Source organism: Streptomyces sp. NPDC001744, assembly GCF_042892575.1.
Classification (GTDB): domain Bacteria; phylum Actinomycetota; class Actinomycetes; order Streptomycetales; family Streptomycetaceae; genus Streptomyces.
Window position 1 is genome coordinate 244,745 of record NZ_JBIAUG010000003.1, and the last position, 26,343, is coordinate 271,087.

20 protein-coding genes are annotated in these 26,343 nt (G+C 74.8%); 11 read left to right on the forward strand and 9 right to left on the reverse strand.

Features of this window, described 5'->3' with window-relative positions; translation table 11 throughout:
* Nucleotides 1-14: 14 nt before the first annotated feature.
* Entirely contained in the window at nucleotides 15-1,229 is a 1,215-nt protein-coding gene (locus ACFYZY_RS05535) for a cytochrome P450 (RefSeq protein ID WP_388689997.1), read from the reverse strand.
* Nucleotides 1,230-1,650: 421 nt separating this feature from the next.
* Here ACFYZY_RS05535 and ACFYZY_RS05540 point away from each other — a divergent pair, with 421 nt between their 5' ends.
* Complete coding sequence (locus tag ACFYZY_RS05540; RefSeq protein WP_388689751.1) at nucleotides 1,651-2,997, forward strand: D-alanyl-D-alanine carboxypeptidase family protein; 1,347 nt, start codon at nucleotides 1,651-1,653, stop codon at nucleotides 2,995-2,997.
* Nucleotides 2,998-3,153: 156 nt separating this feature from the next.
* Nucleotides 3,154-3,780, forward strand: a complete 627-nt coding sequence (locus tag ACFYZY_RS05545) for a DUF6058 family natural product biosynthesis protein (protein ID WP_388689753.1) — start codon at nucleotides 3,154-3,156, stop codon at nucleotides 3,778-3,780.
* 65 nt (nucleotides 3,781-3,845) lie between these two features.
* On the opposite strand, the gene ACFYZY_RS05550 is transcribed toward ACFYZY_RS05545, so the two are convergent.
* Nucleotides 3,846-6,233, reverse strand: a complete 2,388-nt coding sequence (locus tag ACFYZY_RS05550; RefSeq protein ID WP_388689755.1) for an ATP-binding cassette domain-containing protein — start codon at nucleotides 6,231-6,233, stop codon at nucleotides 3,846-3,848.
* 258 nt (nucleotides 6,234-6,491) lie between these two features.
* Nucleotides 6,492-6,737 (reverse strand): DUF5133 domain-containing protein, encoded by a 246-nt coding sequence (locus ACFYZY_RS05555; protein WP_388689757.1) that lies wholly within the window; start codon nucleotides 6,735-6,737, stop codon nucleotides 6,492-6,494.
* A gap of 201 nt (nucleotides 6,738-6,938) precedes the next feature.
* Between ACFYZY_RS05555 and ACFYZY_RS05560 the strand changes: the two genes are divergently transcribed.
* The 4 genes from ACFYZY_RS05560 (at nucleotide 6,939) to ACFYZY_RS05575 (ending at nucleotide 10,963) form a co-directional block, all read left to right on the forward strand.
* Entirely contained in the window at nucleotides 6,939-7,394 is a 456-nt protein-coding gene (locus ACFYZY_RS05560; RefSeq protein ID WP_388689759.1) for an RrF2 family transcriptional regulator, read from the forward strand.
* Between the two features lie 247 nt (nucleotides 7,395-7,641).
* On the forward strand, nucleotides 7,642-8,991 hold the full coding sequence (locus ACFYZY_RS05565) for an acyl-CoA dehydrogenase (protein WP_388689761.1): 1,350 nt from the start codon (nucleotides 7,642-7,644) through the stop codon (nucleotides 8,989-8,991).
* 154 nt (nucleotides 8,992-9,145) lie between these two features.
* Nucleotides 9,146-10,018 carry a universal stress protein gene (locus tag ACFYZY_RS05570; RefSeq protein WP_388689763.1) on the forward strand — a complete coding sequence of 291 codons (873 nt, stop codon included), beginning with the start codon at nucleotides 9,146-9,148 and terminating at the stop codon, nucleotides 10,016-10,018.
* A 285-nt stretch (nucleotides 10,019-10,303) separates the two neighbouring features.
* Nucleotides 10,304-10,963: a CAP domain-containing protein gene (locus ACFYZY_RS05575; RefSeq protein WP_388689765.1), complete on the forward strand. Its 660-nt coding sequence runs from the start codon at nucleotides 10,304-10,306 to the stop codon at nucleotides 10,961-10,963.
* Nucleotides 10,964-10,966: 3 nt separating this feature from the next.
* Here the strand turns inward: ACFYZY_RS05575 and ACFYZY_RS05580 are convergent, their stop codons facing one another.
* From ACFYZY_RS05580 to ACFYZY_RS05600, 5 genes are all read right to left on the reverse strand, one after another.
* Entirely contained in the window at nucleotides 10,967-12,577 is a 1,611-nt protein-coding gene (locus ACFYZY_RS05580; protein ID WP_388689767.1) for a sigma-70 family RNA polymerase sigma factor, read from the reverse strand.
* A 164-nt stretch (nucleotides 12,578-12,741) separates the two neighbouring features.
* Entirely contained in the window at nucleotides 12,742-13,032 is a 291-nt protein-coding gene (locus ACFYZY_RS05585; RefSeq protein ID WP_388689769.1) for a hypothetical protein, read from the reverse strand.
* 95 nt (nucleotides 13,033-13,127) lie between these two features.
* Nucleotides 13,128-15,350 carry an NADP-dependent isocitrate dehydrogenase gene (locus ACFYZY_RS05590; RefSeq protein ID WP_388689771.1) on the reverse strand — a complete coding sequence of 741 codons (2,223 nt, stop codon included), beginning with the start codon at nucleotides 15,348-15,350 and terminating at the stop codon, nucleotides 13,128-13,130.
* A 44-nt stretch (nucleotides 15,351-15,394) separates the two neighbouring features.
* Entirely contained in the window at nucleotides 15,395-16,465 is a 1,071-nt protein-coding gene (locus tag ACFYZY_RS05595; protein WP_388689773.1) for a phosphatase PAP2 family protein, read from the reverse strand.
* 157 nt (nucleotides 16,466-16,622) lie between these two features.
* Nucleotides 16,623-17,657 carry a LacI family DNA-binding transcriptional regulator gene (locus tag ACFYZY_RS05600; RefSeq protein WP_388689775.1) on the reverse strand — a complete coding sequence of 345 codons (1,035 nt, stop codon included), beginning with the start codon at nucleotides 17,655-17,657 and terminating at the stop codon, nucleotides 16,623-16,625.
* 286 nt (nucleotides 17,658-17,943) lie between these two features.
* Between ACFYZY_RS05600 and ACFYZY_RS05605 the strand changes: the two genes are divergently transcribed.
* From ACFYZY_RS05605 to ACFYZY_RS05625, 5 genes are all read left to right on the forward strand, one after another.
* Nucleotides 17,944-19,749, forward strand: coding sequence for a VanW family protein (locus ACFYZY_RS05605; RefSeq protein WP_388689777.1), 1,806 nt, complete (start codon nucleotides 17,944-17,946; stop codon nucleotides 19,747-19,749).
* Between the two features lie 236 nt (nucleotides 19,750-19,985).
* A complete protein-coding gene (locus ACFYZY_RS05610; RefSeq protein ID WP_388689779.1) occupies nucleotides 19,986-21,440 on the forward strand; it encodes a glyceraldehyde-3-phosphate dehydrogenase in 1,455 nt (484 codons plus the stop codon).
* Between the two features lie 362 nt (nucleotides 21,441-21,802).
* On the forward strand, nucleotides 21,803-22,006 hold the full coding sequence (locus tag ACFYZY_RS05615) for a cold-shock protein (RefSeq protein WP_033201600.1): 204 nt from the start codon (nucleotides 21,803-21,805) through the stop codon (nucleotides 22,004-22,006).
* 258 nt (nucleotides 22,007-22,264) lie between these two features.
* Complete coding sequence (locus tag ACFYZY_RS05620; protein WP_388689781.1) at nucleotides 22,265-23,695, forward strand: DEAD/DEAH box helicase; 1,431 nt, start codon at nucleotides 22,265-22,267, stop codon at nucleotides 23,693-23,695.
* Nucleotides 23,696-23,792: 97 nt separating this feature from the next.
* Nucleotides 23,793-24,599: an NADPH-dependent F420 reductase gene (locus ACFYZY_RS05625; protein ID WP_388689783.1), complete on the forward strand. Its 807-nt coding sequence runs from the start codon at nucleotides 23,793-23,795 to the stop codon at nucleotides 24,597-24,599.
* 58 nt (nucleotides 24,600-24,657) lie between these two features.
* On the opposite strand, the gene ACFYZY_RS05630 is transcribed toward ACFYZY_RS05625, so the two are convergent.
* Nucleotides 24,658-26,199: a PQQ-binding-like beta-propeller repeat protein gene (locus ACFYZY_RS05630; RefSeq protein WP_388689785.1), complete on the reverse strand. Its 1,542-nt coding sequence runs from the start codon at nucleotides 26,197-26,199 to the stop codon at nucleotides 24,658-24,660.
* Nucleotides 26,200-26,343: the final 144 nt, after the last annotated feature.

The window sequence follows — 26,343 nt, forward strand, 5'->3', positions numbered from 1 at the left end:
GGCCGGGGCCGCCGTCAGGCGGCCGGACGGCCCGGACGGACGGGGAGCGCCCGGACGCTGTTGCCGACGAAGCCCGCGTGGCGGACCAGCTCGTCCTCGGGGACGGCCGTGTCCAGGTCGGGGAAGCGGGTGAAGAGGGCTTCCAGGGCGATCGCGGCCTCCATGCGGGCGAGCGGGGCGCCCAGGCAGTAGTGGGGCCCGTGGCCGAGGGAGAGGTGCTTCGCCGCCGGCGTCCGGGTGATGTCGAAGCGGTCGGCGTCCGCGCCGTGGGACCTCGGGTCGCGGCCCGCCGCCGAGTACCCGGCCAGGACGGGGGTGCCCCGGGGAACGAGGACGCCCCCGAGGGCGAGGTCGCGCGTGGGGTAGCGGAACGGGAAGTAGCTGACCGGGCTGTCCCAGCGCAGGGTCTCCTCCACCACGTCCGCCCAGCCGGCGCGGCCTTCGGTGACCAGGGCGAGCTGGTCGCGGTGGGCGCAGAGCGCCCGGACCGCGTTGGTGACCAGGTTCAGGGTGGTCTCGTGGCCCGCGACGATCAGCAGGAGCAGGGTGCCGATCAGCTCGGGTCCGCTCAGCCGGTCCCCGTCCTCGCCCTGGGCGGCGACGAGGGCGCTGGTGAGGTCGTCGCCGGGGGCGGCGGCCCTGGCGGCGACGACGGAGGCCAGGAGTTCGACCAGCTCCTGGTGGGCGGCGACGGACCGCGCGGGCTCGGTGTCGGTGGCGACGACCAGGCTGGAGAGCCGGTGCAGCCGTTCCTGGTGGGCCGGGTCGACGCCGAGGAGTTCGCAGATGACGCCGAGCGGCAGCGGCAGCGCGTAGTGCCGGCGCAGGTCGGCGACGCCGTCGCCGGCCGCGGCGGCTCCGGCGAGTCCGTCGAGGAGCCCGGCGGTGACCGCCTCGACGCGCGGGCGGAGCTCCTCGACCCGGCGGGCGGTGAAGGCGCCGCCGACCAGGGCGCGCAGCCGGCGGTGGTCGGCGCCGTCCGCGGTGGTCATGCCGGGCACGGTGGCGAAGGTCCGCAGCGGCCAGCCGTCCGGTACGCGACCCTCCGCGAGGGCCGCGAAGTGGCGGGCGTCCTTGGCGACGTCGGGGTGGGAGAGGAACTCACGGAGTTCTTCGTGGCCCAGCACCACCATGCCCTCGATCCCGCCGGGCAGGACCACCGGGGCCACGGCGCCCCCGGCGAGCAGCCGGGCGTTGTCCGCGTGCGGGCAGCCGCCCGCCGGGTCCATGCGGTACGGAGGGCGCCCTGAGGCGGCGGGGCGGGATGTCTCCACGAAGGGGCTCCTGACGGCGGGGCGGACCGGAACGGCACGCGGGCGGTCCGATCCTACGGACAACCCCTTTCCCTCCGTGGGGAGTTGACGGGGAAGCGGGCCTCCTGGCCCTTTCGCCGGACCGGAGCGGCGCCTGCCCGGGGCGGCGCCCGCCCAGGACGGCCCCCCGCCCGGAACGGCGCCTGCCCGGGGCTGTGCCCGCCCGGAACGGCGCCCGCCCGGGGGGGGCGCCGCTCCGTCGCGGCGGCGAAGCCGCGTCGTCCGGTACCCCGCGCGGGCCCGCCGGCTCCGCGACGCGCCGCCGTACGCCGCACCGGCTCCCCCGGTCGGCGCACTTCGATCTGCGCGGGCCGTCCCCCCTTCCTACGGTGGCTGAATGATCGTCACGTCAGCCGTCCGTCATGCCGCCGCCGGTTCCGCGGCCCTGCTGCTCGTGCTGCCCGTTCCGGCGGCCCTCGCCTCCCCCTCCGCGGCGGCGGTCTCGCCCGCCGCGGTTCTGGAGCCCACCCCGCCCGTACGGCGGCACGTCGATCCGGCCCGTCTCGACCGGCAGGGCGTCCAGGTGCAGCCGCTGCCGGGGGCGCCCGCCGTGCCCTCGGTCTCCGCGCTGTCGTGGGTGGTCGCGGACGCCTCCACCGGCGAGGTGCTCGCCGCGCGGGACGCGCACCGCAAGCTGCCGCCGGCCAGCACGCTCAAGACCCTGTTCGCCCTCACCGCGCTCCCTCACCACGCCCCCTCCGAGCAGCACACCGTGGCCGATTCCGAGCTGGCCGGGATCGGGGCGGGCAGCAGCCTGGTCGGGATCAAGGAGGGGTACACGTACAAGGTCTCGGACCTGTGGAACGGCGTCTTCCTCAGCTCCGGGAACGACGCGGTGCACGTGCTCGCCGCGATGAACGGCGGCTGGGAGGAGATGGCCCGGAAGATGCAGGAGAAGGCCCGGTCCCTGGGGGCCGTGGACACCCATGTGGTCTCCCCCGACGGCTACGACGCCCCGGGGCAGGTGTCCTCCGCGTACGACCTGGCCCTCTTCGGGCGGACCGGGCTCCGGGACCCCGCGTTCACCCGGTACTGCTCGACGCGGTACGCGGACTTCCCGGCGGGGTCGTGGTCGTACGGCATCGCCAACACCAACCGGCTCCTGACGGGGAAGGACGGGGTCGAGAGGTACCCGGGACTCCTCGGCATCAAGAACGGCTACACGAGCGGCGCGGGCAACACGCTGGTCTCCGCGGCCCGGCGGGGCGACCGGACGCTGGTCGTCTCGGTGATGAACCCGCAGGCCGGCGGCAGTCTCGCCGTGTACGAGGAGGCGCGGGACCTGCTGGACTGGGGCTTCTCGGCGTCGGGGCGCGTGCGGCCGGTGGGCTCGTTCCCGCCGGAGCGCGCGAGGACCACGGCCGAGGCGGGCGCGCGCGCCGTGACCGCGGACGGCGGCGGACGGAGTGCGGACGCGGGTCCGGGCGCGGCGGGGCCCGGACCCGGCGCGGAGACGGGAACGGAGACGGCCCCCCTGAAGGACACCTCCGCGAAGGCCGTGCCCGGGAGGGAGGCCGCGTCCGGACGGAAGGCTCCGGGGGAGGCCGCCCCCGGCAAGGACGCGCCGCGCGAGGCGGCCGCCCCGGGCACGTCCGCCGGTCTTCCGCTGGCCCTGATCGGCTCGGCCTGCGCGGCGGCGCTCGTGCTGTGGGGGCGGCGGCGGAGGGCGGCCCCCCGGGAGTGACCTCCGCCGGGAGGGCCGCCGGACCCGCGGAACCGCCGGGGACACCGGGGCGGATCGCGCCGACGACATTTCGGCGGGCGCCGCACGGTCCCGGTCCTAACCTTCGGGAACGCCGCCCGGGAAGGTCCGGGGCGGCTTTTCCGAAGGAGTGACGCCATGACGGATCCGACGCCGGCGCGGGAAGTGGCCCGGCGGTTCCGCGAGGTGAACGGCGACCATCCGATGACCGCGGCCGACGACGCGTACGTCACCGCGCAGTTCGTCCCGCTGGAGGAGCTGTGCGCCGCGCTCGGCCGGGACGCGGACGGAGTCCGGCGGCTGATGCTGGACGGGCTGCTGCCGCTGCCGGGCTATCTGCGGTCGGACGGCGCGGAGATGGTGCCGCGCGACCTGTTCCGGCTCGCCGACGCGGCGGGCGGGACCGACCGGCTGCGCGCCTGGTTCACCGGGCACTGGGAGGACCCGGCGCGGGGCGCGGCGGAGTGGGAGGCGTACCTCAGCGGCCAGTACGTCTGCCTGCACTCCGTCACCCCCGCGAACATCCGCAGGAAGGAGGAGCTGACGGCGGAGATCACGGCGGCCCTGGCCGCGGCGGGGGAGGCTCCCCCGCCCGGATGGCGCGTCGCGCTCCACGCGCGCGTGGACGCGCTCGACGCCCTGGAGCCGGCGTTCACGGAGTACGACCGGCTGCGCTTCGGCGGATCCACCTCGCGGGACACCTGCGTGGACGCGCCCCGGGCCCGTTTCCCGCTGCCGCCGGGCCCCGCCCGTACGCCTCGCTGACCGGCGGCCCCCGCCCGCGCGGTCCCGCCCGGGCCCGGGCCGGCCCGCGAGGCGCACGGGTCCGGTCAGGCGCCGACGTACTCCGCGAGGTGTTCGCCGGTGAGGGTGGAGCGGGCGGCGACCAGGTCGGCGGGCGTGCCCTCGAAGACGATCCGGCCGCCGTCGTGGCCGGCGCCGGGGCCGAGGTCGATGATCCAGTCGGCGTGCGCCATGACCGCCTGGTGGTGTTCCACGACGATGACGGACGTGCCGGAGTCCACGAGCCGGTCGAGCAGGCCGAGGAGCTGTTCCACGTCGGCGAGGTGCAGGCCGGTGGTCGGCTCGTCCAGGACGTAGATCCCGCCCTTCTCGCCCATGTGGGTGGCCAGCTTGAGCCGCTGCCGCTCGCCGCCGGACAGGGTGGTGAGCGGCTGGCCGAGGGTGAGGTAGCCGAGGCCGACGTCGGCGAGCCGGGCGAGGACGCGCTGCGCGGCCGGGGTCCGGGCCTCGCCGGAGCCGAAGAACTCCCCGGCCTCGGTGACCCGCATCGCGAGGACCTCGCTGATGTTCCGGCCGCCGAGGAGGTAGGAGAGCACCGGGGTCCGGAACCGCCTTCCCTCGCAGTCCTCGCAGGTGGAGGAGGTTCCGGCCATCACCCCGAGGTCGGTGTAGAGGACGCCCGCGCCGTTGCAGGTGGGGCAGGCGCCCTCGGAGTTGGCGCTGAAGAGGGCCGGCTTGACGCCGTTGGCCTTGGCGAACGCCTTGCGGATCGGGTCGAGGAGGCCGGTGTACGTGGCGGGGTTGCTGCGCCGCGAACCGCGGATCGGGCTCTGGTCGACGGTGGTCACGTCCGCGTCGGCGGGGAGCGAACCGTGCACGAGGGAGCTCTTGCCGGAACCCGCGACGCCGGTGACGACGGTGAGCACCCCCAGGGGGACGTCGACGTCGACGTCACGGAGGTTGTGCGCGGTGGCACCGCGGATCTCCAGGGCGCCGGTGGGTTTGCGGACGGTGGGCTTGAGGGCGGCCCGGTCGTCCAGGTGACGGCCGGTGACGGTGCCGGAGGCCCGCAGTCCCTCGACCGTGCCCTCGAAGCAGACGGTGCCGCCGTCCGTGCCCGCGCCGGGACCGAGGTCCACGACGTGGTCGGCGATCGCGATCACCTCCGGCTTGTGCTCGACGACGAGGACGGTGTTCCCCTTGTCGCGCAGACGCAGCAGGAGGTCGTTCATGCGTCGGATGTCGTGGGGGTGCAGGCCCGCGGTGGGCTCGTCGAAGACGTAGGTGACGTCGGTGAGCGCGGAGCCGAGGTGGCGGATCATCTTGACGCGCTGCGCCTCGCCGCCGGACAGGGTGCCCGCCGGCCGGTCGAGGGAGAGGTAGCCGAGGCCGATCTCCACGAACGAGTCGAGGGTCAGCCGGAGGGAGGCGAGCAGCGGGGCCACCGAGGGTTCGTCGAGGTCCCGGACCCATGCGGCCAGGTCGCTGATCTGCATCGCGCAGGCGTCGGCGATGCTGATGCCCGCGATCCTGGAGGAGCGGGCGCCCTCGCTGAGCCGGGTGCCGTCGCATCCGGGACAGGTGGTGAAGGTGACGGCGCGCTCCACGAACGCCCGGACGTGGGGTTGCATTCCCTCCTTGTCCTTGGCCAGGAAGGACTTCTGGACGCGCGGGAGCAGGCCCTCGTAGGTCATGTTGATGCCCGCGATCTTCATCCGGGTCGGCTCGTGGTGGAGGAAGTCGTCCAACTCCTTCTCGGTGTACTCGCGGATCGGCTTGGCCGGGTCCACGAGGCCGGACTCGGCGTAGAGGCGGTGGTTCCAGCCGCCGGGGGTGTAGCCGGGGATGGTGAGCGCGCCCCCGGCGAGGGACTTGGAGTCGTCGTAGAGCCGGGTGAGGTCGATGTCGGAGACCGTGCCCCGGCCCTCGCAGCGGGTGCACATGCCGCCGGTGCGTTCGAAGGTGGCCCGGACCGTCTTCCCGGCGCCCTTCTCGACGGTGATCGCGCCGCTCGCCCGGACGGAGGGGACGTTGAAGGAGTACGCGCCGGGCGGGCCGATGTGCGGATCGCCGAGCCGGCTGAAGAGGATGCGCAGCATCGCGTTGGCGTCGGTGGCGGTGCCGACCGTGGAGCGGGGGTCGGCGCCGAGGCGCTGCTGGTCCACGATGATCGCGGTGGTCAGGCCCTCCAGGACGTCCACCTCGGGGCGGGCGAGGGTGGGCATGAAGCCCTGGACGAAGGCGCTGTAGGTCTCGTTGATCAGCCGTTTCGACTCGGCGGCGACGGTGTCGAAGACGAGGGAGCTCTTGCCCGACCCCGAGACGCCGGTGAAGACCGTGAGGCGGCGCTTCGGGATCTCGACGCCGACGTCCTTGAGGTTGTTCTCGCGCGCGCCGTACACCCGGATCAGGTCGTGCCGGTCGGCGGCGTGCGGCGCGGACGTCTGTTCGTCCGCCAGGGGGGCCTTGCTCATCGTGTCTCCGTTGTCGCGCGGGGCCGAAAGCGGTCCATCGGGTCGGCCCCTCGGGGCCGCGATGTCCGTGGCTGTCACGCTAATGGCGGCACGGTGGCGACGCTTCTCCTTTCCTGATCTCTTTCCGGTCCCTGCCGACCCCTCCCCGGTCCCTTCGGCCTCTTCCCCGCCTCTTCCTGGTCTTTTCCGGGCTTTCCGGGCTTTCGCCGATGCCCCCCCCCGGCACCGCCCCGGTTTCCCGCGGTCCGCGCGGGCCGGTCAGGCTCCCGGCAGTCCCTCCAGGGCGGACCGGGTCGTCGGAGGGCGGTTTCCGGTCACGTAGCGTTCGGCGGCACGGGCCGCCGCACGGGCCGTCCGCTCTCCCATCAGGACGCACAGCGTGTACGCGGTGTCCTCGAAGCGCCGGCGGGCCGACAGGTCGCACGGCCGGGCCCGTACGGTCCGCTCCTGGGCGCGGTAGTGCCGGAGCAACCGGTCGACCGTGTTCCTGTCGGGCAGCAGCATGGCGTCCTCCTGTCTCCTGCGTCGCTCCATCCTCGCGGTCGCCGGCCGGGCCCGCGACCCGCGCGGACACCGTGCGTGACGCCGGGCGGAGCGCGGGCGGGGGCGATGTCCGGACGGCGGGTCCGAAGGGCGCCGCGCGGAGGCGGGCCGGCCGTCCCGCCGGCGCGTGGGACCGCCACGTCCGTACGGGATAATGCGCCCATGCGCATTTCAGCCAGGGCCGACTACGCGGTGCGTGCCGCCCTCCAGCTCGCCGCCGCCCAGGACGCGGGCCCGCTGAAGTCCGAGGCCATCGCGGAGGAGCAGGGCATTCCGCACAAGTTCCTGGAGGGCATCCTCGGGGACATGCGCAAGGGCGGCCTGGTGCAGAGCCAGCGCGGCGGCAACGGCGGGTACTGGCTGGCCAGGCCCGCCGGGGCGATCTCGGTCGCGGAGGTCGTCCGCTGCGTGGACGGCCCCCTGGTCTCCGTACGCGGCGAGCGGCCCCCGGAGCTGTCGTACACGGGGCCCGCCGAGTCGCTGCTGACGCTGTGGATCGCGCTCCGGGCGGGAGTGCGGGAGGTGCTCGGGGTCTCGCTCGCCGAGGTGGCGGCGGCGGAGCTGCCGACCGGGATCGTCGCGCTCGCGGACGACCCGGAGGCATGGACCAACCCGTGACGACGGCACCGGTCCTCCGCCGTCCGAGCGGCCCCTGACGACCGCGCCGGCCTCCCCTCGCCCGGCCGGTCCCCGACGGCCGCGCCGCCCCTCCTCCACCGTCCGCCGGGCCGGTCCCCCGCGCTCCGCGCCGGACCGTCCCCGTCTCACCGCCCGAGAAGCCCCTGTCCACTTCCCGGACGCCCCTTGGGGCGGGACGGCCCCCTCTGCCACTATCCCTACCATTCCAATGGGGATACTGGGGAACATGCGAGGTGACGTGAGCACGCCGAGGAAATCACCGAGGAGACCAGCGGCACGCACCGCCTCCGCACCGGTCCGCCGGGCCGCCGCCCGCCCGGCGGACGACGAGATCTGGCCCCGCGTGACCCGGGAGCTGGCCGACGACCTCGCCGCCGACGCCCTCGCGAGGGACCGGGCCGGCGAGGTCCCCCTCGACGAGGCCGCCCGACTCCGGGAGGCGGGACTGCCCGGCCTGCTCACGGCGCCGGGACCGGACCGGCGGGGTGCCGGCTGGCAAGCCGCGTGCGCGGTCGTGCGGGAGATCTCCGCCGCCGACGGCTCGGTGGGCGAACTCCTCGCCCACCACTACGCGCTGTCCTGGAGCAGCCGTTTCTTCGGCCCCGCGCCCGACGCGTCCTCCTCCCCCGCCGGGGGCGCCGCCCGCGACCGCGTCCCGGCCCTCGACGCGTGTACGGCCGAGGAGGGCTGGCTGCTCGCCGGCGGCGTCGAACCACCGGGTGCCGCGACCGGGCCCGGCCTCGCCCTCACTCCCGCCGGGGGCGGCGACGGCTGGGTCCTCGACGGGCGCCGCGCCTTCGCGTCCGGCGTCACGGTGGCCGACCGGCTCGTCGTCGGAGCGCGCCCGGCCGGCGGCGGGGACCCGCTGGTCGTCCTGGTGGACCCGGCCCTCCCCGGGGTGTCCACCGAGGCGGACACCGACCGGATCGGCCAGCGGCTGACCGGCGCGGGCACCGTCGCCTTCGACCGCGTCCCCGTACGGGCCGCGCACGTCCTCGGCGCGCTCGCGCACGACGAGCACGCCGTCGCCCCCTTCACCGCCCTCGCCCCGCTCGTCCTGCGGCTGCTCCTCACCCAGGTGGGACTCGGCATCGCCGAGGGGGCGCTGGCCGAGGCCCGGGACATAAGCCGCGCCGGGCAGGCCGGGCCGCCCCGGGACGGCGACGCGGCCGGCGCGGACGACACCGCGCCGGCGGACGACGGGAACGACCCGTACCTCCTCCTCGCCTACGGCGAACTGGCGACCGCCGCCCACACCGCCGCCGCGGTGGTGGAGCGGGCCACGGACGCCCTCGCCCGCGGGCTGCGCGCCGGGTGGTCCCTGGGCCCGGAGGAGCGGGCCGACGTCTCCGTCCTCGTCGCGGCGGCCGAGACCGTCACCGGCCGGGCCGCCGTCCGCATCACCACCCGCGTCCTGGAACTCGTCGACGGCGCCCGGGGCGGCGGGCACGGGTTCGACCGCTTCTGGCGGAACGCCCGCGCCCTCACCGCCCCGGCACGGGCGGACCACCGGCTGCGGGACATCGGGGACCACTACCTCAACGGCACCCACGCCCGGCTCACCCTGCCGGTCTGAGCCCGCCCCGGACCTCCGCGCGCACGGACCGGGGGAGGAAGGAACGGTGCGCCGGGACGCGCGGCCGCGCCATCGGGGAGAATCCGGGGCACATGCCGGAGGGAAGGGGTCCGCCGCCCGGCGGGCCCTCCACCGCACCGAGGGAGGCAACCCGATGAGTCGTGAGATCGTCGCAGGAGTGGACGGTTCCCCGGAGAGCCTCGCGGCGGCGGACTGGGCCGCCCGCGAAGCGCTCCACCGGGGTCTCCCGCTGCGGCTCGCGCACGCCTGGCACTGGGAACAGCTCGACCTCCCGCTCCCCCAGGACCGCACGGCCCAGGAGAACGTGGCGGACGTGATCCTGCGCGAGGCCGAGGCCACGATCGGCGGCCGGTACCCGGACCTCGACCTCTCGGCCTCCGTGCTGCCCGACACCCCGGTCGCCGCGCTGCTCGACAGCGGCGAACGGGCCGAGATGCTCGTCATCGGCTCGCGCGGCTACGGCGCCGTGACCGGGTTCCTGCTCGGCTCGTACGGGCAGCGGATCATCGCGGGCGCCACCCGCCCCGTGGTGGCCGTCCGGTCCCGCGAGGGCGAACCGGCCGAGCCGCCCACCGGCCCCGTGCTCGTCGGCCAGCTCGGCACCCCCGAGGACAGCGCCGCCGCGCTCGGCTTCGCCTTCGGGACCGCCGCCGCGCGGGGGGCCTCCGTACGGGCCGTACGGGCGTGGAGCCTGCCGGCCCTCTACGCGTACAGCCCCGCCTCCATGCGGCTCGCCGACGAGGCCGGCGGGCTCGTCCCGTACGAGGAGAAGGCGCTGCGCGAGGCGCTGGCCCCCTGGCGCGAGAAGTACCCGGACGTACCGGTCACCGAGCACGTCGAGCTGGGGAGCGCGGGCCAGGTCCTGCTCTCCGGGTCGGGGGACGCCCAGCTCCTGGTGGTCGGACGGCGGGCCCGGAGCGGGGCGGTCGGGCCCCGGATCGGTTCCGTGGCGCACGCGGCCCTCCATCTGGCGCCCTGTCCGGTGGCGGTCGTTCCGCAGGACTGAAAGGCTTCGGCACGAGCCGGCGCGGCGGGTCGACGAGGAGCGCCGGGGCGGCCGGGTCGGGTGGGTCCCGTTCCCGCCGCCCCGGTGGTCCCGGCCGCCGGACGCCCGGCGATCCCGGCGAGAGAACGGAGCTCCATGCGGTACCACGACCTTTCCCGTCGCCCCGGCCGTCCCGAACGTCCCGGACTCCCGGCACACGAAGCCCCCTTCCGGCCGGGCCCCGCGCCCGGGGAGGATCCGTCCGCGCCGGCGGGCGGACGACAGCGGGAGGACGGGGGCGGGACGGTGCGCCCCGCCGCCCGCCGCCCGGTCCTCCGTACGGCCGTCGTCTCCGGAGTCGCGGCCACCGCGCTCGCGGTGGGGACCGGAGCGTGCGCGGCGGCCCCGCCGCAGGCCGGTCCGGCGGCCGCTCCCCCCTCGCCCTCCCCGGCCCGGTCCGCCCGGGTGGAGGCGGAATCCGCTCCGTGGCCGGAACAGGTGCGGGCGCGGGAGGGGGAGCGACTGCGGGAGCGGTGGCCCGCCCTGGCCCCCGCCGGCGGGGCGGCGTTCCTCGGCACCGGGGAACGGCTCGCCAAGAAGATCGTCTCGCTCACCAACGTCGAACGGGCGAAGGCGGGTTGCAGACCGCTGCGGACCGACAAGCGCCTGCGCGCCGCCGCCCAGGGGCACGCCGACGACATGGCCGCCCGGGGCTACTACGAGCACGAGAGCCCCGAGGGCCGGGACGCGGGCGACCGGATGAGGGCCGCCGGTTACGCCTGGTCCACCTGGGCGGAGAACATCCACCGGGGGCCGAAGACGCCGGCCAGGGCCATGGAGGACTGGATGAAGAGCCCCGGCCACCGGGCGAACATCCGCAACTGCGCCCTCAAGGACATCGGCGTCGGGGTGTCCATGTCGGCCAACGGCCCCTGGTGGGTGCAGAACTTCGGCGTCAGGCGCTGACCCTCACCCCCTCCCCGGGGCGGGCGCGGCCAGCTTCTGCACCCAGATCGTGCCCCGGGGACCGGGCACCGACGCCACGCCGGTGTCCCGGTAGCGGCAGTCGAGCATGTTCTCCTCGTGCATCGCCCCGTCCCGCCACTCCTCCACGACGGTCGCCGGATCGGCCGTGCCCCGGGCCAGGTTCTCCGCCCAGGCGCTCCAGTCGTAGCCGGCGGCGGTGATCCGCGCGTCCGCGGACTCGCCCTCCGGGCTGCTGTGTCCGTAGTAACCGCGCCCGGCCATGTCGCGGGCGTACGCGCGGGCCGCCGCGACGAGCCGCCGATCGGTCCGCAGCGGCGCGCAACCCGCCTTCTCCCGGAGCCGGTTGACGAGCCCGGTCACCCGCTCCCCCGGAGTGGGCGCCGCCGGGGGCCGGGCGGTGCGGCGCGGCGCCGGGGCGGTGGTGGCCGTCGGCGCGGGGGCGGTGGTGGTGACCGCCGGGGCCGGGGACGTCGCGGCCGGGGCGGACGTCGCCGGGGGCGCGGCGGCGGGCCGGCCGGGCCTCACGCGCGCCTCCGGTTCTCCGGGGACGAGGAGGGCGAAGGTCCCGAGGACCCCGAGGACCCCGACGGCGGCGACCCCGGCGAGGGCGGCCCGCCGCCCCGTGGTCCGCCGGCCGGCGGACGGTTCGGGCGCGCGGACCGGTTCGGGCGCGCGGGCGGCGCCCTCGGAGGCGCCGGACCGCGCGGACGGGTCGTGCCCGTCGTACCGGACGCCCCTCCCGTGCCCGGCCGGCTCCCCTCCCGCCCCGTACGCGTACCCCACCGCCTCCGTGTCCGGCGCGGTCACGAGGCGGGCGGCGATTCCGAGGGGCGGTACGAGACCGATCCCGACCAGCAGGCCCTCGACGGGGGCGAGGCCGCCCCGGCCCTCCACCCGGCCCGTACAGGCGGCGCAGGAGCGCAGGTGACGGGCGATCCTCTTGCGCCAGAGCGGGGACGGGGCGCCGTCCCAGGGGGCGAGGATCTCCGTGAGGTCCGGGCAGGGCGGGAGGGCGTCCAGGGCGCGGACCACGGCCCGGCCGGTCTCCAGGCGCTCCTTCATGCGCTGGACCCGGACGGCGGCGTGGCGCGAGGGGACGCCGAGTCCCTCGGCGAGTTCGGCGCGGGTCAGTTCGCCGGCGGCCTCCAGCCACCACAGGGCGAGGAGTTCGCGGTCGTCCTCGTCGAGCCAGCGGGTGGCGCGGGCGACGTCCCGGCGCTGTCCGGAGAGGCCGAGGCGGAGGACGGTGAGTTCGGTGAAGTCGCCGGCCGGGTCGGCCAGGCCGGCGGCGTGGTCGAGGCCGGGCTGGGGGGCCTGCCGGCGTTCGCGCCAGCGGCGCCGTATCCCGTTCATCGCGATGGCGACGAGCCAGGACCGGAACCTGGCGGGATCACGCAGTCCGGTGAGGCCGCCGAGGGCGCGGACCATCGTCTCCTGGACGATGTCGTCCGTGTCGGCGTGGCCGTCGAGGGCCCGGCCCACGATGTTGTGGACGAGCGGCAGGTAGGCGCGGACCAGGGCGTCCCTGGCCTCGGGGTCGCCGGCCGCCGCCGCCTCCACCAACGCGGTGGTGCGGCGCTCGTCGCTGTGCATGGGTCTGCTCCCTCGTCCCTGGTCCGTGTCCCCCGTCTTCCGGAGACCCGTGGGCGCGGGAGGGATAACACTTCTGGTGGTCGCCGGACACGAGTGGTGTCCGCGTGCGAACGGTACCCGGGCACGGAGGTGCCCGGCCGGTCCCGGTGTACGGGCGCCGGGCCCTACACCAGGGGTCCGGGCAGCGTCGGGACCGTGGCCCCGTCGCCCTCCCGGACGGCTGCCACGACGACGTCGTGCAGCTCGCGGCTCTCCTCCTCGGATGCGCAGGGGACGGGACTTCCCGACATGGTGAACCAGTCGGACGCGCCGCTGTACTGCACGGCCACACGCGCTTCGCGCTCGGTCCAGGTGGTGTGCACGGTCAGGTCGCCCGTGACGGTCCCGACCTCTTCGGTCAGCACCCCACCTCGCCCGGTGTAGACACCGGTGGTCGTCCAAGATGCCCAACTCATCCATCCAGGTTCACACCCGGACGCCGTGTGCGCCACCGACGGGACCGCCCCGGCCGGAAGGGCGTTCCGGCCGGGGCGGTACGGGGCGCGCCGGATCAGGCGAGGGAGGCGACGGCCTCGTTGAAGGTGGCGGACGGGCGCATCACGGCCGCGGCCAGGGCCGGGTCGGGCCGGTAGTAGCCGCCGATCCCGGCCGGGGAGCCCTGGACGGCGATCAGCTCGTCGACGATCTTCCGCTCGTTGGCCGCGAGGTTCTCGGCGAACGGGGCGAACGCCTTGGCGAGGTCCGCGTCCTCGGTCTGGGCGGCCAGCTCCTGGGCCCAGTACAGGGCCAGGTAGAAGTGGCTGCCGCGGTTGTCGATGCCGCCGAGGCGACGGGTAGGCGACTTGTCCTCGTTGAGGAAGGTGCCGGTGGCGCGGTCGAGGGTGTCGGCGAGGACCTGGGCGCGGGAGTTGCCCGTGGTGGTCGCGAGGTGCTCGAAGGACGCGGCCAGGGCGAAGAACTCGCCGAGGCTGTCCCAGCGGAGGTAGTTCTCCTTGACGAGCTGCTGGACGTGCTTCGGGGCGGAGCCGCCGGCGCCGGTCTCGAAGAGGCCGCCGCCCGCCATCAGCGGGACGACCGACAGCATCTTGGCGCTGGTGCCCAGCTCCAGGATGGGGAAGAGGTCGGTCAGGTAGTCGCGGAGGACGTTGCCGGTGACCGAGATGGTGTCCTCGCCGCGGCGGATGCGCTCCAGGGAGAACCGGGTGGCCTCGACCGGGGACATGATCCTGATGTCCAGGCCCTCGGTGTCGTGCTGCGGCAGGTACTGCTTCACCTTGGCGATCAGCCGCGCGTCGTGGGCGCGGTTCTCGTCCAGCCAGAAGACGGCCGGGGAGCCGGTGGCGCGGGCGCGGGTGACGGCCAGCTTGACCCAGTCCTGGATGGGCAGGTCCTTGGTCTGGCAGGCGCGGAAGATGTCGCCCTCGGCGACCTCCTGCTCCAGGACGACGTCGCCCGCGGAGTTCACCAGGCGGACGGTGCCGGCCTGCGCCATCTCGAAGGTCTTGTCGTGGGAGCCGTACTCCTCGGCCTTCTGCGCCATGAGGCCGACGTTGGGGACGGAGCCCATGGTCGACGGGTCGAAGGCGCCGTGGGCGCGGCAGTCCTCGATGACGGCCTGGTAGACGCCGGAGTAGCTGTGGTCCGGAAGGACCGCGAGGGTGTCGGCCTCCTGGCCGTCCGGGCCCCACATGTGGCCGGAGGTGCGGATCATGGCCGGCATCGAGGCGTCGACGATGACGTCGGACGGCACGTGCAGGTTGGTGATGCCCTTGTCGGAGTCGACCATCGCGAGGGCGGGGCCCTCGGCCAGCTCGGCCTCGAAGGACGCCTTGATCTCCTCGCCCAGGTGCGGGACGGAGCCGAGGCCGTTCAGGATGGTGCCGAGGCCGTCGTTCGGGGAGAGGCCGGCGGCGGCGAGGGCCTCGCCGTACTTGGCGAAGGTCGCCGGGAAGAAGGCGCGCACGACGTGGCCGAAGACGATGGGGTCGGAGACCTTCATCATGGTGGCCTTGAGGTGCACGGAGAAGAGCACGCCCTCGGCCTTGGCGCGGGCGACCTGCTCGCTCAGGAAGGTGCGCAGGGCGGCGGCGCGCATGACGGCGGCGTCCACGACCTCGCCCGCGACGACCTTCAGCGGCTCGCGCAGCTCGGTGACGGTGCCGTCGGCGGCGGTGAACTCGAAGCGCAGGGTGTCGTCCGCGTCGATGACGACGGACTTCTCCGTGGAGGCGAAGTCGTTCTCGCTCATGGTGGCGACGTTGGTCCGGGACTCGGGGGTCCAGGCGCCCATGCGGTGCGGGTGGGCCTTGGCGTAGTTCTTCACCGACGCGGGGGCGCGGCGGTCGGAGTTGCCCTCGCGCAGGACCGGGTTGACGGCCGAGCCCTTGATCTTGTCGTAGCGGGCGCGGATCTCGCGCTCCTCGTCGGTCTTCGGGTCGTCCGGGTAGGCCGGGAGGGCGTAGCCCTGGGCCTGGAGCTCGGCGACGGCGGCCTTGAGCTGCGGGATGGACGCCGAGACGTTCGGCAGCTTGATGATGTTGGCCTCGGGCGTCTTGGCCAGCTCGCCCAGCTCGGAGAGGGCGTCGGGGATGCGCTGCCCCTCCTCCAGGTACTCCGGGAAGACGGCGATGATGCGGCCCGCGAGGGAGATGTCCCGCGTCTCGACCGTGACGCCGGCCTGCGAGGCATACGCCTGGATCACGGGCAGGAACGAGTACGTCGCCAGGGCAGGCGCCTCGTCGGTGTGGGTGTAGATGATGGTCGAGTCAGTCACCAGGGTGCTCCGCTCCACGTCTGCGTATGCGAGATTGCTCGACATCAAGATATCTCGTGATCGTGGCCCTCGGTAAAGGGCCCCACGAGTTCGGCCTCCTCCGGCGCCCCGGCCGCCTCGGCGAAGGGGCCGAGGTGGTACGGGGGCGGAGGGCCCTCGACGTCCACGTGGCGGAGCAGCGCGAGCAGGACGAGGCCGGTGGCGGCGGTCACGCCGGCGGCGAGGGCCTGTCCGCAGCGGTGGGCGAGACGGAGTCCGGCCGGGTCGTAGGGGGCGGCCGCGGGCAGGGCGAGGGCGTCGCCGAGCAGCCAGAACCCGGCACCGAGGCCGCCGGCCGCGACGAGGACGAGCGGGACGAGCACCGGGAGGCCGGTCCGGGCGAGTCCGCCCCGGGGTGCGGGGCGCACCTCGCCCCCGCGGGCGCGCAGGGCGAGGACGCCGCAGAAGACCGCGAGGACGAGGAGGGCGGCGGCGATGACGTCGCCGGGCCGGTGCCGGCCGTCCCCGACGGTGTACGCGCCGACGGCGACGGCCCAGAGGGTGGCGGCGCCGACGGCGGGGGCGCGCAGCCGGTGGGGGACGACCAGGGCCAGCCCGAAGGCGACTCCCAGGGCGAGGGTGGTCTGGGCGCTGGGGAAACCGCTGGGCACGAGGGCGCCGCCGGCGCCGGAGAGGCGGGGGCGCGGCGCGTACAGCTGGAGCAGTCCGGTGAGGGCGAGGGCGGTGACGACTCCGCCGGCCGCGGCGGCGGTGAGGACGTACCGCCCGCGTATGAGGCCCGCGGCGAGGAGGAGGACGCAGCCGAGGACCAGGGAGAGGGTGGTGAGTCCGGCGAGGGAGGGGTGGTCGCGGAGCAGGGCGGCGGCGGTGGTGTCGGCGCGCCGGCCGGTCGTGGCGGCGTCGCCCCAGCGGCGGCCGGTCGCGGTGAGGACGAGCCCCGCGTAGACGACCGCGAGGAGGAGGACGGACCCGAGGCAGCCGCCCCGGGTCCGGGTGCGGACGCGGGAGGTGAACGAACTGGTGGCCTCGCGCGCCACGGCGGCGTACCACCAGGTGTCACCGGTCTTCGGCGGCCTCGGGGAGCCGCCGGTGCGGGGCCTGTCGTAGGAAGCCATGTCCCGATTCGAACCCACGGCCGCCCGGCTCGCCCGCTGGACTCACCCGAACGACACGCCGGGGCGCGTACGGCGGGGAGAGGGGCCCGCCCCGCCGGACGGCCCACCGGAGCACGCACGGCGGGGCCGGGGCCCGGCGGGACGGGTGCGGGGCCGGTCAGGAGGAGGCCCGGACCACCAGTTCGGTCGGGAGCAGCCGGCGGGGCTGGTCGTCGGGCCCGCCGGGCGAGGCGATCTCCTGGAGGAGGAGGCGGGCCATGGTGCGGCCCATCTCCTCGGTGGGCTGGCGCACGCTGGTGAGCGGCGGGTCCATGTGCCGGGCGACGGCCGAGTCGTCGACGCCGACGAGGGCGACGTCCTCGGGGACCCGGCGGCCCGCCTCGCGCAGGACGGCCCGCGCGCCCGCCGCCATCACGTCGGAGGCGGCGAAGACGGCGTCCAGGCCGGGCCGGCGGTCCAGGAGTTCGCGCATGGCGCGGCGGCCGCCCTCCTCGGTGAAGTCGCCGTTCGCGACGAGAGCCCCGTCGGGCGCGAGGCCCGCTTCGGCGACGCCTTCGCGGTAGCCGTCGAGACGGCAGCGGGCGACGTACATGTCGAGCGGTCCGGTGAGGGTGGCGATGGTCCGCCGGCCGCGCGCGGCGAGGTGGGCGACGGCGGTCCGGCCGGCGCCGGTGTTGTCGGAGTCGACGAAGGCGACGCGCTCGTCCCGGGACCGGCGGCCGTTGAGGACGGCGGGCAGTCCGAGGGCGCGGACCCGGTCGGGCAGCGGGTCGTCGCCGTGGACGGAGGCGAGGAGGACGCCGTCGACGCGCTGGGCGGCGAGGTACTGCTCGAACCGCTGCCGCTCCTGCTCGCTGCGGATGAGGGTGAGCAGCAACTGCTTGTCCGCTTCGGCGAGTTCGGCGCTGACACCGCGGATGAGGTCGAGGAAGTACGGTTCGGCGAAGAGCCGCGCCTCGGTCTCGGGGATCACCAGGGCGACGGCGTCGGTGCGGCTGCCGGCGAGGGCGCGGGCGGCCCGGTTGGGGACGTAGCCGAGTTCGGCCACGGCCCGCTGGACGGCGGCCCTGGCCTGTTCGCTCACCTTGGGGGAGCCGTTGACGACCCGGGAGACCGTGCCCCGGCCCACCCCGGCCCTCGCGGCGACCTCCTCCAGGGTGGGCCTGCCGGTCCGTCGCCCGCTCGCCGTCATGTGCCGCTCCTCCCCCGGGCCCGCCGCCCCGCCTGCGTCTCACGCGAACCTACCAGGCGGGGCGGGGCGCCCCGGGGGCCCCGGGAAGCGCCCCGGCCACAGGTCGGAGCGGGCCCGGACGCGGTGCGGCGCCCCGGCCCTCCGGCCGAACACGCCACCACCACGCTCCGCACGCATTCCGCCGCATTCGGTATTCCCGCAGGTCAAAAGGGCCTTATATACACAAGACACTCTTTCGGCGTACCGTCGAGGGGTTCCCCCCATCCCCGACGCCCCGGGAGAGCGCGTGCCCCGCCCCACGACCCACCATGCCCCGACGCCCCGCGAGGGGCGCCGTCCGCGCCTGAGGACGGCCGCGATCGCGACGGGCGTGGCCGCCGTCGCCGCCGGGGGCCTGTACGGCGCGGGGCTGCTCGCCACCGGGGACGACATATCCGCCGGCACCCGGGTCGCCGGTGTGGACATCGGCGGCATGAGCCGCGCCCGCGCCGAGGCGAAGCTCGCCGCCGGGGCCCCGGCCGAGTGGAAGGCCCCGATACCCGTGCGGGTCGGCGAGGACGCCGCCCCCACCACCGTGGACCCGGCCTCCGCCGGACTGACCGTGGACGTGGCGAAGACCGTCGAGCGGGCGGCGGACCCCTCCCGCGACCCCGTCACCGTCGTCCGGCGGCTCTTCTCCTCCGGCGCGCGCGAGATCCGGCCGGTGTTCGCGTACGACGGGGACAGGGCCCGGGCCGTCGTGGCCGACCTGGCGAAGAAGAACGACCGCGCGGTCCGCGAGGGCTCCGTCGCCTTCCGCGAGGGGAAGGCCGTCGCCACCCACCCGGTCACGGGGCGGAAGCTGGACACGGCCCGGGCCGCCGAGGCCCTGCGCGCGGCCTACCCGGCCGCGACCGGCGCGGCGCCGGTCACCCTGCCCGTCGCCCTGACCCAGCCGAAGCTGCCCGCCGCCGAGATCACCCGGTTCCTCGACGCGTACGCGAAGCCCGCCGTCTCCGGCCCCGTGACGCTCACGGCGGGGGGCGAGCGCCTGCGGATCTCCCCGGCCACCCTGAGCCACCACCTCACCGTGAAGAACGACGGCGGACGCCTCGGCGGGCACCTCGACGCGGACGCGCTGCGGCGCGACCCGGACGTGGCCCGGCCGCTCGCCTCCCTGACGAACGCGCCGACGGAGTCGACCCTCGGCGTGCGGAACGGCAGGGTCGTCGTGGAGTCGGAGGGCCGTCCGGGCCACGAGGTGACCGCGAAGGCCCTCGGGGACGCCGTGCGCCCGCTGCTCACCAGGACCGGGGCGGCGGCCCGTACCGCCGCGGTGGCCACCGAGGTCACCGACCCCGATCTCACCTCGGCGTCACTGGCCCGGCTCGGCGTCACCGAGCAGATGTCGTCGTTCACGGTGAACTTCCCCTCCGCGCCGTACCGGACGAAGAACATCGGCCGGGCGGCCGAGCTGATCGACGGTTCGCTGGTGCGGCCCGGCGCGGTGTGGAGCTTCAACAAAACGGTCGGCGAGCGCACCCCGGAGAACGGCTTCGTGGACGGCACGATGATCCTCGACGGCCAGTACCGCTCCGCGCCCGGCGGCGGTGTGTCGGCCATGGCCACCACCGTCTACAACGCCATGTTCTTCGCGGGGGTGAAGCCGGTCGAGCACGGCGCCCACTCCTTCTACATCGAGCGCTACCCCGCCGGCCGCGAGGCGACCGTCGCCTGGGGCAGCCTGGACCTGAGGTTCCTCAACGACACCGGCAAGCCGATCTACATCAAGGCGAGCGCGACGGACTCCTCGGTCACCGTGAGCTTCCTCGGGACGAAGAAGTACGACTCGGTGGAGGCGGTCGCCGGTCCGCGCACCCACCTCACGCAGCCCTCGAAGCGCGAGGGCACCGGCAAGGCGTGCGTGCCGCAGCCGCCCCTGGAGGGCTTCGACATCGCGGTGGACCGGGTGTTCAAGAAGGGCGGCGCCGAGGTGAAGCGGGAGACCTACAAGACCCACTACACCCCGCGCGACGAGGTGACCTGCACGGCGGACCCCGAGGAGAAGGCCAAGGACGCCGGGGGCGCGGCGGACGTCCCCGAGGGGCGCTGACGGAACCCGGGAGCGGCGCGCCGGGGGCGTCACGGGCGGTGGCGGGCCCCGGCGGGCGACGCGCGCCGGAACCCTTCCCGACGGTCGCACGGTCATCGGCGGCTCGGCGCGTACGGGGTTTCGGAGACGGCGTACGGGGGCGCCACAAGGGGCCCTCGTCACACCGCGGCCCCCTTGATCGATCGAATGGGCCCGGGGTTACCATATGAGCGCCGCCTAGCTCGAAAGATAAACTTGTGACTGTCAATGACGACTCGTTCACCAGCTGGAAGAACCGCGAGGAGATCGCGGAGTCGATGATCCCGATCATCGGGAAGCTGCACCGGGAGCAGGACGTCACCGTCCTCCTCCACAGCCGCTCCCTGGTGAACAAGTCGGTGGTCAGCATCCTCAAGACCCACCGCTTCGCCCGGCAGATAGCCGGCGAGGAGCTGTCGGTCACCGAGACGCTCCCCTTCCTCCAGACGCTCACCACCCTCGACCTCGGCCCGTCCCAGATCGACATCGGCATGCTGGCCGCCGACTACAAGAGCGACGACCGCGGTCTCTCGGTGGCGGAGTTCACCGCCGAGGCCGTCGCCGGCGCCATCGGCGAGAACAAGATCGAGCGCCGCGACGGACGCGACGTCGTCCTCTACGGCTTCGGCCGCATCGGCCGCCTCGTCGCCCGCCTCCTCATCGAGAAGGCCGGTTCCGGCAACGGTCTGCGACTGCGCGCGATCGTCGTGCGCGGCGGTGGCGAGCGGGCCGCCGAGGACATCGTGAAGCGCGCCTCGCTGCTGCGCCGCGACTCCATCCACGGCCAGTTCCAGGGCACGATCACGGTCGACGAGGCGAACAGCGCGATCGTGGCCAACGGCAACACGATCAAGGTGATCTACGCCAACGACCCCTCCGAGGTCGACTACACGGCGTACGGCATCGAGAACGCCATCCTGATCGACAACACCGGCAAGTGGCGCGACCGCGAGGGCCTGTCCAAGCACCTGCGCCCCGGCATCGACAAGGTCGTCCTGACCGCGCCCGGCAAGGGCGACGTGCCCAACATCGTGCACGGCGTCAACCACGACACGGTCAAGCCGGACGAGCGCGTCCTGTCCTGCGCCTCCTGCACCACCAACGCGATCGTCCCGCCGCTGAAGGCGATGGACGACGAGTACGGCGTGCTGCGCGGCCACGTGGAGACGGTCCACTCGTTCACGAACGACCAGAACCTCCTGGACAACTACCACAAGGCCGACCGCCGCGGCCGTTCCGCGCCGCTCAACATGGTGATCACCGAGACCGGCGCCGCCTCGGCCGTCGCCAAGGCGCTGCCGGACCTGAAGGCCCCGATCACCGGCAGCTCGATCCGCGTCCCCGTCCCGGACGTCTCGATCGCGATCCTGAGCCTGCGCCTGGGCCGCGAGACCACCCGCGACGAGGTCCTGGAGTACCTGCGCGACGTCTCGCTGCACTCGCCGCTGAAGCGCCAGATCGACTTCACCACGGCCCCCGACGCCGTCTCGATGGACTTCGTGGGCTCGCGCCACGCGTCGATCGTGGACGCCGGCGCGACCAAGGTCGACGGCGACAACGCGATCCTGTACCTGTGGTACGACAACGAGTTCGGCTACTCGTGCCAGGTCATCCGGGTCGTCCAGCACGTCTCCGGCGTGGAGTACCCGACCTTCCCGTCCCCGGCGGCCTGACCCCCGCGCCCGGCGGCGGCGCTCCGCACCCCCGGACGGGGGTGCGGAGCGCCGCCGCCGTCGTCGTGGACGGGCGGACCGGCCGGGGGGCCCGGCGACGGCGGGGGCGGCGGCCCGGATTTTGTTCCCGGCGACCCCGGGTGAGAAATTTGAGAATTTCTCGCACGAGGGCCCCTGGAGGTGCTACAGTCGACATCAGTTGCAGTTGTGGTTCCCAAATACTTACAAGTGCCTTCGACGATTCGACATCGTCAGGCACTTGTCGTGTTTTCGGTGCAGTTTTCCGGACGGGGCAATCATCACGGCGACGCCGGGGATCGCACAGTGCGGTTCCCAGGGCTACGCCCCGAAGGAGATATGACATGGCTACTGGCACCGTGAAGTGGTTCAACTCGGAAAAGGGCTTCGGCTTCATCGAGCAGGAGGGTGGCGGCCCGGACGTGTTCGCCCACTACTCCAACATCGCCACCTCCGGCTTCCGTGAGCTCCAGGAAGGCCAGAAGGTGACCTTCGACGTCACGCAGGGCCAGAAGGGCCCGCAGGCGGAGAACATCCTCCCCGCCTGACGTTGACACGTCCGACGCGGCCGGGGTCCCCACCCATGTGGTGAGGGCCCCGGCCCGTCGTGTTTTCCGGGCTCCGTGTTCCCGGACTCCCCGTGTTCTCCAGGCTCTTTCACGGACCGGCCACCGCTCTCCCCCCCTTCGGCGGACCCGGGTCCGCGGGCATACGTGTTCGGTACGTCGCGGTGATCCACGGGCTGCCGCCCGTCGCGAATTCCTCGGGTTCCTCGGGGCGCACCGTTTCGAGGAAGGTTCCTCCCCATGAACAGCACCCCCCGTACGGACGACACGCGGCACCACGCCGCGCCGGAGGACGCGTCCGCGCCGTCCGCCCCCCGGGACCCGGCCCCGGTCACCGGCTTCGCCGGTCTGGGCCTGCCCCCCGAGGTGCTCCGGGTGCTCGGGCGCCTCGGCGCCGACGAGCCGTTCCCGATCCAGGCCGCCACCCTGCCCGACGCCCTCGCGGGCCGTGACGTCCTCGGACGCGGACGGACCGGGTCGGGCAAGACGCTCGCCTTCGGGCTGCCGCTGCTCGTACGCACCGCCGGGCGCCGGGCCGAGGCCCGCAGGCCGCTCGCCCTGGTCCTGGTCCCCACCCGGGAACTGGCCCAGCAGGTCACCGACGCGCTCGCCCCCTACGCGTCCGCCCTGGGGGCGCGCCTGGCGACCGTGGTCGGAGGCATGTCGATCGGCCGGCAGGCCACCGCGCTGCGCGACGGGGCCGAGGTCCTGGTCGCCACCCCGGGCCGCCTCATGGACCTCGTGGAGCGCAAGGACTGCCGTCTCGACCGGGTGGGCGTCACCGTTCTCGACGAGGCCGACCAGATGGCCGACATGGGCTTCATGCCGCAGGTCACCGAGCTGCTCGACCAGGTGCGCCCCGGGGGCCAGCGCATGCTGTTCTCGGCCACGCTCGACCGGAACGTCGACCTGCTCGTCGAGCGCTACCTCACCGACCCGGTCGTCCACTCCGTCGACCCGTCGACCGCCTCCGTCTCCACCATGGAGCACCACGTGCTCCACGTGCACGGCGCCGACAAGTTCGCCGCCGCCACGGAGATCGCCGCCCGCGACGGGCGCGTGATCATGTTCCTCGACACCAAGCACGCCGTCGACCGCTTCACCAAGCACCTCCTCGGCAGCGGCGTACGGGCGGCGGCCCTGCACGGCGGCAAGTCCCAGCCGCTGCGGACCCGCACCCTGGACCGCTTCCGCGCCGGTGAGGTCACGGTCCTGGTCGCCACCAACGTGGCGGCGCGCGGCATCCACGTCGACGCGCTCGACCTCGTCGTCAACGTGGACCCGCCGGCCGACGGCAAGGACTACCTGCACCGGGGCGGGCGCACCGCGCGGGCGGGTGAGTCGGGCGTCGTCGTCACCCTGGTCACGCCCGAGGAGCGCCAGGACGTGGCCCGTGTCATGGCGGACGCGGGCATCCGGCCCCACGTCACCCGGGTCCGCTCCGGGGAGGCCGCGCTGACCCGCATCACCGGCGCCCGGAAGCCGACGGGCGTACCGGTGGACGGCAGCGCGCCGAGCCAGGAGGGCGTCAAGCGCGGCGGGGCGGTCTTCCGGGGCATCGGCACGGTCCCGGGCCGCCCGGGCCGCGCCAAGAACGAGTCCCGGCGCGCCGCCGAGGCCCGCAAGACCGCCGAGGCCCGCCGGGCCGCGCGGGTCCGCCGGGGCGACTGACCCCCGCGGCGGCGGGACCCCGCAGGCGGGCACGGGCAGCGAGCGCAGGCACGGGACACGGGACACGGGACACGGGACACGGGACACGGGCAGACCGGTGGGACCGCGCGTCCGGAAGAAACCCCGGGGCCGTGGTGTTCTTCCTCACCGACGAGGAGTCGCGGCGCCCCCGGCGCCGCACCGGCCGGCCCCGGCGCGTGGTGGGACCGGCCGGCCCCACCACGCTCACGAAGGACGTCTCATGAAGATCGGCATCATCGGCGCCGGCAACATCGGCGGCAACCTCACCCGTCGTCTCACGGCCCTCGGCCACACCGTGTCCGTGGCCAACTCCCGGGGGCCCGAGACGCTCACCGCGCTCGCCGAGGAGACCGGCGCCACCCCGGTGCCCGTCACCGAGGCCGCCCGCGACGCCGAAGTGGTCGTCGTGACCGTTCCCCTGAAGAACGTCCCCGACCTGCCCGAGAAGCTCTTCGCCGGGGCGGCCGAGGGCTTCGCCGTCCTCGACACCTGCAACTACTACCCCAGGGAGCGCGACGGCCGGATCGCCGCCATCGAGGACGAGGGCCTGACCGAGAGCCGCTGGACGCAGAACCACCTGGGACACCCCGTGGTCAAGGCGTTCAACGGCACCTACGCGCAGGACATCCTCGACCGGCCGCGCCCGGCCGGGGACCCCGAGCGCATGGCCGTACCCGTCGCCGGTGACGACGGGGCCGCCAAGAACACCGTCCGCGCCCTCATCGACGAACTGGGCTTCGACACCGTCGACGCCGGCGGCGTCGACGACTCCTGGCGGCAGCAGCCCGGCACCCCCGTCTACGGCCTCCGGGCCGGCGCCGACGCCGTGACCGAGGCCCTCGCCGCCGCCTCCCCCGAGCGCCCGGCCGCCTTCCGCGGCTGAGCGCGCGGCACCCGTCCGGCCCGGGAGACCGCGCGTCCCCGGGCCGCGGGAGCCCGACTCACGGTCCCGCCGGTGCGAAGGACAGCATGCGGGCCTCGTGGTCCGCGTCGTCCCCGCTGACGTTCGCCGGCGTGATGACGACCCGGCCGCCGGCGTAGACCAGTTTCCCGGCGTCCATGCGGAGTTCCACGGCGCGGGCCGACAGCGGGTGCCGCAGCACCTGCTGCTTCGTGTCCGCGCCGCCGGGCCCGAGCCGGAGGACCCCGCCCGGCCGGTCCGGCCCGGGGGTCTCGTAGACGAGCGCCCGCGTGCCGTCCTCCGCGTGCAGGGGGTGGAGGGTGGTGTCGGCGGACTTCACGCCCCAGAGGAGCTTCCCGGTGCCGAGGTCGTAGGCGCCGACCCGGTCGGCCCCTCCCAGCACGACGGTCCGCGCGCCGACCAGGGTGCCCCCGCAGTTCTGGATGTTCTCGCCCGACTCCCCCGCGCCGGCGCAGTAGGCGAAGCCCTTCCCCCGGGGGTCGATGGTGGTGCGGGGCTTCCCGCCCGGTCCCAGGGAGACGACCCGCCAGTTGTCGGTGCGTTCCTCGGCGTGAAGGGTGGTGAGGACCACCGGATCGACGGAGAGCACCTTGCCGATCTTCCAGCCCGGTGGGGTCCGGTAGCGCCAGAGGACCTTGCCGGTGCGCGGCTCGACCTCCCTGAGCTGGCTGTACGTCCTGCTCCGGTCCACGCTGATCGCGCACTCGGAGCTCACCAGGAGCCGGGTGCCGCCCGCCACGTCGTCCGGATGGCACCTGCCCGGGTTCTCCATGGGGATGTCGTACAGCTTGGTGCCGTCCGCGACGCGGTAGACGGCGGCCCTCATGCTCTGGGTGACCGCGAAGACGTCACCGCTGACGGCGGTGTTCACGACGATCGTGTCGTCCCCGGCGCCGGTCTCGGTCAGCTTCCTCTGCCAGCCGGTCCTCCCGGTCCGGAGGTCGATCATCCGGAGCTGGTTGCACCGGTTCCCGTTCCGGGCCTGGCTGCTCCGGTGGACCACGACGACCTTGCCGTCGGACGCCGGAGCGACCGGCGTCTCGCAGACGGGGGTGGGCAGCGGCACGCTCCACACCTCGGCGCCGTCGGAGAGGCGGTGGGCGACGACCTTCCGGTGGATCGCCTGGACGACGGTGTCGCCGACGACCCACGGGTCGTGGAGCGCGATGCTCCGCCGGGGCAGGTCGGTGCGGTCGTCGACGATCCACCCCGTGGCGTCCCCCGCCCCGCGCCCGGCGTTGATCTCCCGCGTCGTGGGGATCCGCGCGGGCGTGCGGGCCGCCGGGGTGCGGGAGGCGCCCGGCGTCCGGGAGGGGCCCGTGCTCTTCGCGGCCACGGGCACGTCCGGACCGCTCCGTGCGCCGTCCCGGAGGGCGTACGCCCCGGCGCCCGCCGCCAGGAGCAGCAGGACGACGACCGAGGTGAGCAGCGGTCCTCTGCCGGGGCGTCTTCGGCGGGCCGGAGCCGGCGGCGGAGTGGAGCCCTCCGCGACGTAGGGGTTGCCGGGAACCGCCTCCGGTGACGGACGGGGCGCGTACCAGGGCTGTGACGGGTCCTGCATCGGTCCTTCCCCTTCTTCGCGCCGGGGGGGCGGGGGCCCCCCCGGGCGGGGCCCCCCGCCCGCGGGCCCGCCCCCCGGCCGGCCCCCCCCCCCCAGCCCGACCGAGGGGGGGCGGGGATGAAAAACAGGTTGATAAAGGAGTTA

Excerpts from the sequence above, each read along its gene's own strand:
- ACFYZY_RS05535 (WP_388689997.1), bottom strand. The coding sequence starts at position 1,229 with ATGGACCCGGCGGGCGGCTGCCCGCACGCGGACAACGCCCGGCTGCTC.
- ACFYZY_RS05540 (WP_388689751.1), top strand. The coding sequence starts at position 1,651 with ATGATCGTCACGTCAGCCGTCCGTCATGCCGCCGCCGGTTCCGCGGCC.
- ACFYZY_RS05545 (WP_388689753.1), top strand. The coding sequence starts at position 3,154 with ATGACGGATCCGACGCCGGCGCGGGAAGTGGCCCGGCGGTTCCGCGAG.
- ACFYZY_RS05550 (WP_388689755.1), bottom strand. The coding sequence starts at position 6,233 with ATGAGCAAGGCCCCCCTGGCGGACGAACAGACGTCCGCGCCGCACGCC.
- ACFYZY_RS05555 (WP_388689757.1), bottom strand. The coding sequence starts at position 6,737 with ATGCTGCTGCCCGACAGGAACACGGTCGACCGGTTGCTCCGGCACTAC.
- ACFYZY_RS05560 (WP_388689759.1), top strand. The coding sequence starts at position 6,939 with ATGCGCATTTCAGCCAGGGCCGACTACGCGGTGCGTGCCGCCCTCCAG.
- ACFYZY_RS05565 (WP_388689761.1), top strand. The coding sequence starts at position 7,642 with ATGCGAGGTGACGTGAGCACGCCGAGGAAATCACCGAGGAGACCAGCG.
- ACFYZY_RS05570 (WP_388689763.1), top strand. The coding sequence starts at position 9,146 with ATGAGTCGTGAGATCGTCGCAGGAGTGGACGGTTCCCCGGAGAGCCTC.
- ACFYZY_RS05580 (WP_388689767.1), bottom strand. The coding sequence starts at position 12,577 with ATGCACAGCGACGAGCGCCGCACCACCGCGTTGGTGGAGGCGGCGGCG.
- ACFYZY_RS05585 (WP_388689769.1), bottom strand. The coding sequence starts at position 13,032 with ATGAGTTGGGCATCTTGGACGACCACCGGTGTCTACACCGGGCGAGGT.
- ACFYZY_RS05595 (WP_388689773.1), bottom strand. The coding sequence starts at position 16,465 with ATGGCTTCCTACGACAGGCCCCGCACCGGCGGCTCCCCGAGGCCGCCG.
- ACFYZY_RS05600 (WP_388689775.1), bottom strand. The coding sequence starts at position 17,657 with ATGACGGCGAGCGGGCGACGGACCGGCAGGCCCACCCTGGAGGAGGTC.
- ACFYZY_RS05615 (WP_033201600.1), top strand. The coding sequence starts at position 21,803 with ATGGCTACTGGCACCGTGAAGTGGTTCAACTCGGAAAAGGGCTTCGGC.
- ACFYZY_RS05620 (WP_388689781.1), top strand. The coding sequence starts at position 22,265 with ATGAACAGCACCCCCCGTACGGACGACACGCGGCACCACGCCGCGCCG.
- ACFYZY_RS05630 (WP_388689785.1), bottom strand. The coding sequence starts at position 26,199 with ATGCAGGACCCGTCACAGCCCTGGTACGCGCCCCGTCCGTCACCGGAG.